Below are 6,705 nucleotides of genomic sequence, written 5' to 3' on the forward strand. Positions count from 1 at the left end.
AATAAAAAAAGGCGGGCCTTCACTGAGAGACCCGCCCTGATATGGAGTGCTTATGTCGGCTGGGGTTCAATGCAAACCGGACCAGAGCCGTACTTTCTGCAAATAAAGTTGTCCGACTGGCCCGTCTCGCTCCCGCACCGCGCTGGCCATGGCCATCAGCGCAAACCGGCAATGTAATCGGCGACAGCGCGGATTTCCCGGTCGTTCAGCTTGGCCGCCACCTGGCTCATCTGCAGGCTGTTGGTGCGTCCGCCATCGCGGTAGGCCGTCAGCTGGGTTGCGGTGTATTCGGCGTGCTGGCCCCCCAGGCGGGGGTACTGCGAGGGGATGCCGGCACCGGTCGGGCTGTGACAGCCCGCGCAGGCAGGCACCTGGCGATCTGAAATACCGCCTTTGTAAATACGCTCCCCCATGGCGACCAGCGCCTTGTCCTTGGCAAAACCGGGCTTGGCCTTCTTGGCCGTCACCCAGTAAGAGATGTTTTTCATATCGTCATCGGACAACGCTGCGGCAAACCCCTGCATGATGGCGTTTTTGCGTTTACCGGACTTGAACTCCTGCAGTTGCTTGACCAGGTATTCGGGATGCTGCTGCGCCAACTTGGGGTTGGCGGCGATCGCGGAATTGCCGTCCGCCGCGTGGCAGGCAACGCACACCGCGCCATAGATTTTTTCTCCCTGGACCAGATCAGGCTTGGCCGCCTGGACCGGGGCGGCCTCGCCAGCCGCCATGGACAGGGCAGGGACAGCCAGCAGGCCGGCAAATAAATAGGCAATCAGCGAAGTGGGAACTGGCTTCATATCGGGGGTGTAATGGTTGACTCTAAAGTGGACTTGGCAATCGGTGCGCATCTCAAGTTGCCTGAAAAGCCCCGTCGGGACAGCAACTTGACGCAAAACTGCCTGATTTTACAATGGCTTGGGGGACAATCCGAAATATGAGCATATCTCCCCGATCTACCCCCATCAAACTGCAGAAGCCTGCCCACAAGCGCCCACCACCCAAAGTGGCAGCGGCCAAAATGGCTGCAGCCCTGGCGGCGCAGGTGCCTCAGTCTGCCGAGGCGAAAATCGCCATGGGCTGGTTGCACACGGCCAAGTTCCTGACCACCGCGCCTGAACTCAAGCACCTGCCGCTGCTTGACGTGCCGGAAATCGCCTTTGTCGGGCGCTCCAATGCCGGCAAGTCCACGTGCATCAACACCCTGACCCAGATCAACCGCCTGGCCTTCGCGTCCAAGACGCCGGGGCGCACGCAAAGCATCAACCTGTTCTCGCTCGGCAAACAGGGCGTGATGGACGCGGTACTGGCCGATTTGCCAGGTTACGGCTATGCAGCGGTCCCCAAGACGGCCAAGTTGCGCTGGCAGCAGGTCATGGGCAACTACCTGCAGACGCGCGACACACTCAGGGGCGTGGTGCTGCTGTGCGACCCGCGCCACGGCCTGACCGAGCTCGATGAAATCCTGCTCGACGTCATCCGCCCGCGCGTGGAAGAGGGGCTGAAGTTTCTGGTGCTGCTGACCAAGTCGGACAAACTCAACAAGACCGAAGCGGCCAAGGCGCTGTCCATTGTGCGACTGCAGGCCGGCGGCGGCGATGTCAAACTGTTTTCAGCGCTGAAGCGGCAAGGCGTGGAGGAAGTGGCCCAGCATCTATGGCATTGGGCGCACCCGCCTGTCAAGGAAGACCAGGCGGCTCCTCCTGCTGACGGGCCAGCCGCCGACTGATACCCGGCGGCCGGGCCGCTTCTGCATTTTCAAGACAAATCTGCCTCCAGCCCTTTGCCAACGGGCGCAGGTAGCTACCAAATGCATAGCAACATGATCCAGACACGCTTTTTGAGCCTGCCCCACGGCATCACCCTGTCTTGCCGCATTGCGGGCGAGGAAGGCAGGCCGGTGCTGATGTTTCTGCATGGTTTTCCCGAGGCGGCCTTTGTCTGGGATGGCTTGCTTGCGCATTTCGCGCGGCCGGAAAACGGCGGCTACTTCTGCATCGCGCCCAATTTGCGCGGCTTTGAGCAATCCAGCGCACCCGCAGACCCGGCCGCTTACCGCGCCAAACACCTGGTTCAGGACATCGCGGCGCTGATCGCGGCGGTGTGCGTTGACCAACACGAAGAATCCCTCCCTGCCAGCCGGGGCCGCGGAACCGGCTTCGCCGGGCCGCAGGCGCAGCGCCCCTCTTCTTCGTGCAAGGGGCAGCGCACCGCCGAAGGTACACGCAGTGACAAGCGTGGGGGCCATTTGGAGGCGCTGGTCGCGCACGACTGGGGCGGCGCCGTCGCCTGGAGCGTGGCGGCGCTGATGCCGCAGCTGATGAACAAACTGGTCATCATCAATTCACCGCACCCCGCCACGTTTTTGCGCGAATTGCAGAACTCGCCGTCGCAACAGGCGGCCAGCGCCTACATGAATTTCCTGATTCGCCCGGATGCCGAAGCCCTGCTGGCCGAGGACGACTTTCGACGGCTCTGGCAGTTTTTGACGAATGGCAGCGGCCCGCAGGCCGGCGGCGCGCCCGCCTGGCTGACGGACGAGGTCAGGGACCAGTACCGGGCGGTCTGGCGCGCCGGGCTGACCGGCGGCTGCAACCTCTACCGAGCCTCCCCGCTGCGACCACCACGGCCGAGTGACCCGGCCGCTGCTGCGGTGACGCTGCCCCCAGCGACGCTGACCGTGCTGCTGCCGACATTGGTGCTGTGGGCCATGGATGACATTGCGCTGCCGCCAGCGCTGATCGACGGCCTGGCTGACTATGTGCCCCACATGCAGCTGGAGCGCGTCCCGGGCGCATCCCACTGGATCGTGCACGAGCAGCCCGACCTGGTGGCACGTTTGATCGCAGATTTTCTCGGCCAGCCCTGATCAGGATGCTCTGTTTTTTATAGCTACCTAAGCCGGTTCGGAAGGGGCCAGAGGCATAAAGAGCTTGAAACTCCGGCTCTTTCCTCCTCTTTTTTTTTCTTCACTTTTCTTTTCTCAATAGATCGAAGGCTCGCCTTCGGGCCGGCTCTTGAAGCGTTTGTGCACCCAGTAATACTGGGCGGGCATGGTGTTGATGTAGTCCTGCAGGCGGACATTCATCCGTGCCGTGTCGGCCACAAAATCGGCCGACGGTACGTCGGTCCAGGCCGGCATGACCTCGACCTCGTAACCCGCCGCGGTCATACGTGTCACGACCGGAACCACTTTGGCGCGGCCCAGCTTCGCAAAACGCGACAGCGAAGGCACAGTGGCAGCGTCCACGCCATAAAACGGCACAAACACCGACTCTTCGGGTCCGAAATTCATATCCGGCAGCAAATACAGCGGCTGGCCCGCGCGCAGCGCGCTGATGAGGGGCTGCACACCTTCCGCGCGGCCAAACAGGCGCGCGTTGGCAAACCGCCTGCGCCCACGCAGGATCCAGCGGTCCAGCAGCTTGTTGGCCTGATCGGTGTAGATGGTGGTGAACGAGCGGCTCACCTGCTGCGTCAACGCCGCCCAACCCGCATCGAGCCCGACAAAGTGCGGCGCAAACAACACCACTGGCTGCTCGCCGTCCAGTTCTGCCAGTGCGCCCTTCAGTTGCAGGCGTTGCCTGAGCTTGTCAGGACGGCCATGCCAGAGCCAGCTGCGGTCCAGCCAGGCCTGGGCAAAAAACACAAAAGTCTGCCGCGTCATGGCGCGACGTTCGTCGTCCCGCAACTCCGGAAAGCACAGCCGCAGGTTGGTTTGCACCACATTGCGGCGCGGCACAGCCAGCAGATACAGCAGCCCGCCCAGCGCCACGCCCATGGCCCGCACCACCGGCAGCGGCAGGGACGCGAGCAATTGCATGAAAACAATGCCACTGCGGGTGAACAGGTAGCTGGCCAGCTGGCGCGGTGTTCTCACGCGGTTTCGTCTCCAGTCTGCTGGCGCGGCTGCTTGTAGCGCGCGTAGCCCCACAGGTACTGCCCTGGCTGGCTCCGCACAATGGCCTCGATCGCCTGGTTGATCACGGTCACCGCCGGTAGCAGGTCGGATTTTGGCAAACTGTCCAGCGAGGTGAGCGGTGACCAGATTTTCAGGAAGTACCCGCGTCCTTTCGGCAATCGCTCACAACTGACAGGCAGGACCACCGCGCCGCTTTGCAGGGCCAGCCGTGCCGCGAGGGTCATGGTGTAGGCCGGTTTGCCAAAAAATGGCACCCACAGCCCCTGCCCTTCGGGCGGGACCTGGTCGGTCAGCAAGGCCACAGCCTGGTTGTTTTTCAGCGCCTTGAGCATCTGCCGGATGCCGCTCAGGCTGGCCGGTACCGCATAAAACCCTGGCCGGCTGCGGGCCAACTTTTCCAGCCGGGCCAGCCAGGGCTTTCTCGCGGGCCGGTAGATCGCGGTGACAGGCCCGTACAGTTCTGCCAGAGCCTGCGGCCCGAGTTCAAAGCTGCCGCAATGGGGCCCAAAAAAGATCACGCCCCTGTTGCGCGCAAAGGCGTCGCGCGCGTGGCCCTGTCCTTCGATGCGCACATTGCCGAGACAGGACACGGTGGGCGGCCGCATCCACAGCTTGGGCAGCTCGGCAACAAAACGCCCGGCCTCGCCAATGGCTGGCCGGGATGCATCGAACGCGATCCCGGCTTGCGCAACATTGGCCCGAAACTCCCGCCGGTAGCCGGCACTCAGGAACCAGACCAGCCAGCCCAGGCCCGCGCCCAGCGCATGCAACGCGCGCAAGGGCCAAAGGGACAAGAAACGGAACAGGTGGATCATGGACGGGGCGGCTGGAGCAGGGAGTGCGATGAGTTGATAGAATGCTTGCTGTCGCCGAGTTACTGAACAACTTGCAGGGCGACATTAAACCAAACTGCTAAAGCGTTCGCCGAGGCACCCCAAGCCGGCAACGCGCCGACTAACTTCATGGAGTGTACGCAATGGCGAACGATTTTCTCTTTACTTCCGAATCCGTCTCCGAAGGCCATCCCGACAAGGTAGCCGACCAGATTTCCGATGCCATCCTGGATGCCATCTTCAAGCAGGATCCGCTTTCCCGCGTGGCCGCCGAGACCCTGACCAATACCGGTCTGGTCGTGCTGGCGGGTGAAATCACCACCAACGCCCACGTGGACTACATCCAGGTGGCGCGTGACACCATCAAGCGCATCGGCTACGACAACACCGACTACGGCATCGACTACAAAGGCTGCGCGGTCATGGTCTGCTACGACAAGCAGTCCAACGACATCGCCCAGGGCGTGGACCATGCGTCCGACGATCACCTGAACACCGGCGCAGGTGACCAGGGCCTGATGTTTGGCTACGCCTGCGACGAAACGCCGGACCTGATGCCCGCGCCCATCTATTACGCCCACCGCCTTGTTGAGCGCCAGGCCCAGTTGCGCAAGGACGGCCGCCTGCCTTTCTTGCGCCCGGACGCCAAAAGCCAGGTCACCATGCGTTATGTGGATGGCAAGCCGCACAGCATCGACACCGTGGTGCTGTCCACCCAGCACAGCCCTGACCAGAGCGAAACTGCCCACAAGATGAAGGCTTCCTTCATTGAGGCCATCATTGAAGAGATCATCAAGCCGGTTCTGCCCAAGGGCATGATCACCAAGGACACCCGCTACCTGATCAACCCGACAGGTCGTTTTGTTATTGGCGGTCCACAAGGCGACTGCGGCCTGACCGGCCGCAAGATCATCGTGGACACCTACGGCGGCGCCTGCCCGCATGGTGGCGGCGCGTTCTCAGGCAAGGACCCCTCCAAGGTGGACCGTTCGGCCGCTTACGCTGCGCGCTACGTGGCCAAGAACATCGTTGCCGCCGGTTTGGCCAAGCAGTGCCAGATTCAGGTGGCGTATGCGATCGGCGTTGCAAAACCCATGAACGTGACGGTGTACACCGAGGGCACTGGCGTGATTTCTGACGAGAAGCTCTCGGCGCTTGTGCAGGAGCAATTTGACCTTCGTCCGAAAGGCATCATCCAGATGCTGGATCTGTTGCGCCCGATCTACGAAAAGACCGCCGCCTACGGCCACTTTGGCCGCGACGAACCCGAATTCACGTGGGAGCGAACAGATAAAGCTGCTGTCCTACGTGCCGCGGCTGGCTTGAAGGTTTGACCGGTTTTACTGGGGGGTCCCTCAACAATCTTGCTGTCTGGTTTCTGGCCACCCGGCCGTCTGGGCTGGCAGCAACGTGGCGAGTAGGGCAGCTACCGCATCCGGGTCCACCGGCTTGGTGAGGTGGGCATAAAAGCCAGCCACTTTTGATTTCCGGATGTCGTCCTCGGTGCCCCATCCGGTCAAGGCAATCAATCGAGTCGCCGCCGTGGCGGGATCGGCCAGAAGCTTTTCCGCCACTTCATAACCGTTCATGCCCGGCAAGCCGATATCGAGAAATACCACATCCGGGCGAAAAGAAAGCGCCATCTCCAGCCCTGCCTCGCCGCTGAATGCCGAACGCACATCGTGGCCCGACAAATCCAGCAACATGGCCATGGCTTCTGCAGCATCCACGTTATCGTCAACCACCAAAATCCGATGCCCGGCCACGGAGGGACTGACGTGCCGCGCCGCAGGCACGAGAGCCTCGGCAGCTAGGAGCCTGTCGGACTTGGGAATCGTCGGCTGCAAATCGACCGCAGCGGTCCATTTTTCACCGTCTTTTTGTCCCATAGCTGGGCTATGGGTCTGCAAATCCGGCAAAAACTGTCCTCGCTGGGCCCGATTTTCGCTC

Annotated in this window: 7 protein-coding genes; 3 read left to right on the forward strand and 4 right to left on the reverse strand. The window is 62.1% G+C overall.

Features of this window, described 5'->3' with window-relative positions:
• Positions 1 to 155 precede the first annotated feature (155 nt).
• The gene (locus tag ACESMT_RS09760; protein ID WP_372826384.1) at positions 156 to 800 is read right to left on the reverse strand and encodes a cytochrome c; all 645 of its coding nucleotides are present in this window, start codon (positions 798 to 800) and stop codon (positions 156 to 158) included.
• A gap of 221 nt (positions 801 to 1,021) precedes the next feature.
• On the opposite strand from ACESMT_RS09760, the gene yihA reads away from it, so the two are divergent.
• Positions 1,022 to 1,729 carry a ribosome biogenesis GTP-binding protein YihA/YsxC gene (yihA, locus tag ACESMT_RS09765; protein ID WP_372826391.1) on the forward strand — a complete coding sequence of 236 codons (708 nt, stop codon included), beginning with the start codon at positions 1,022 to 1,024 and terminating at the stop codon, positions 1,727 to 1,729.
• 93 nt (positions 1,730 to 1,822) lie between these two features.
• The gene (locus tag ACESMT_RS09770) at positions 1,823 to 2,869 is read left to right on the forward strand and encodes an alpha/beta fold hydrolase (RefSeq protein WP_372826385.1); all 1,047 of its coding nucleotides are present in this window, start codon (positions 1,823 to 1,825) and stop codon (positions 2,867 to 2,869) included.
• 114 nt (positions 2,870 to 2,983) lie between these two features.
• Here ACESMT_RS09770 and ACESMT_RS09775 read toward each other — a convergent pair whose 3' ends face one another.
• Both ACESMT_RS09775 and ACESMT_RS09780 read right to left on the reverse strand, forming a co-directional pair.
• Complete coding sequence (locus ACESMT_RS09775; protein ID WP_372826386.1) at positions 2,984 to 3,880, reverse strand: lipid A biosynthesis acyltransferase; 897 nt, start codon at positions 3,878 to 3,880, stop codon at positions 2,984 to 2,986.
• Positions 3,877 to 4,737, reverse strand: coding sequence for a lysophospholipid acyltransferase family protein (locus ACESMT_RS09780; protein WP_372826387.1), 861 nt, complete (start codon positions 4,735 to 4,737; stop codon positions 3,877 to 3,879). The genes ACESMT_RS09775 and ACESMT_RS09780 overlap by 4 nt, the downstream gene beginning before the upstream one ends.
• A gap of 161 nt (positions 4,738 to 4,898) precedes the next feature.
• Here ACESMT_RS09780 and metK point away from each other — a divergent pair, with 161 nt between their 5' ends.
• On the forward strand, positions 4,899 to 6,089 hold the full coding sequence (gene metK / locus ACESMT_RS09785; RefSeq protein WP_372826388.1) for a methionine adenosyltransferase: 1,191 nt from the start codon (positions 4,899 to 4,901) through the stop codon (positions 6,087 to 6,089).
• A gap of 21 nt (positions 6,090 to 6,110) precedes the next feature.
• Here metK and ACESMT_RS09790 read toward each other — a convergent pair whose 3' ends face one another.
• Positions 6,111 to 6,674 carry a response regulator gene (locus tag ACESMT_RS09790; RefSeq protein WP_372826389.1) on the reverse strand — a complete coding sequence of 188 codons (564 nt, stop codon included), beginning with the start codon at positions 6,672 to 6,674 and terminating at the stop codon, positions 6,111 to 6,113.
• Positions 6,675 to 6,705: the final 31 nt, after the last annotated feature.

Origin of the sequence: Polaromonas sp., from assembly GCF_041689105.1 — a bacterium.
Classification (GTDB): Bacteria; Pseudomonadota; Gammaproteobacteria; order Burkholderiales; family Burkholderiaceae_C; genus Polaromonas.

Coding starts and splice junctions, on each gene's coding strand:
- ACESMT_RS09770 (WP_372826385.1), top strand. CDS start 1,823: ATGATCCAGACACGCTTTTTGAGCCTGCCCCACGGCATCACCCTGTCT.
- metK (WP_372826388.1), top strand. CDS start 4,899: ATGGCGAACGATTTTCTCTTTACTTCCGAATCCGTCTCCGAAGGCCAT.
- ACESMT_RS09780 (WP_372826387.1), bottom strand. CDS start 4,737: ATGATCCACCTGTTCCGTTTCTTGTCCCTTTGGCCCTTGCGCGCGTTG.
- ACESMT_RS09760 (WP_372826384.1), bottom strand. CDS start 800: ATGAAGCCAGTTCCCACTTCGCTGATTGCCTATTTATTTGCCGGCCTG.
- yihA (WP_372826391.1), top strand. CDS start 1,022: ATGGCTGCAGCCCTGGCGGCGCAGGTGCCTCAGTCTGCCGAGGCGAAA.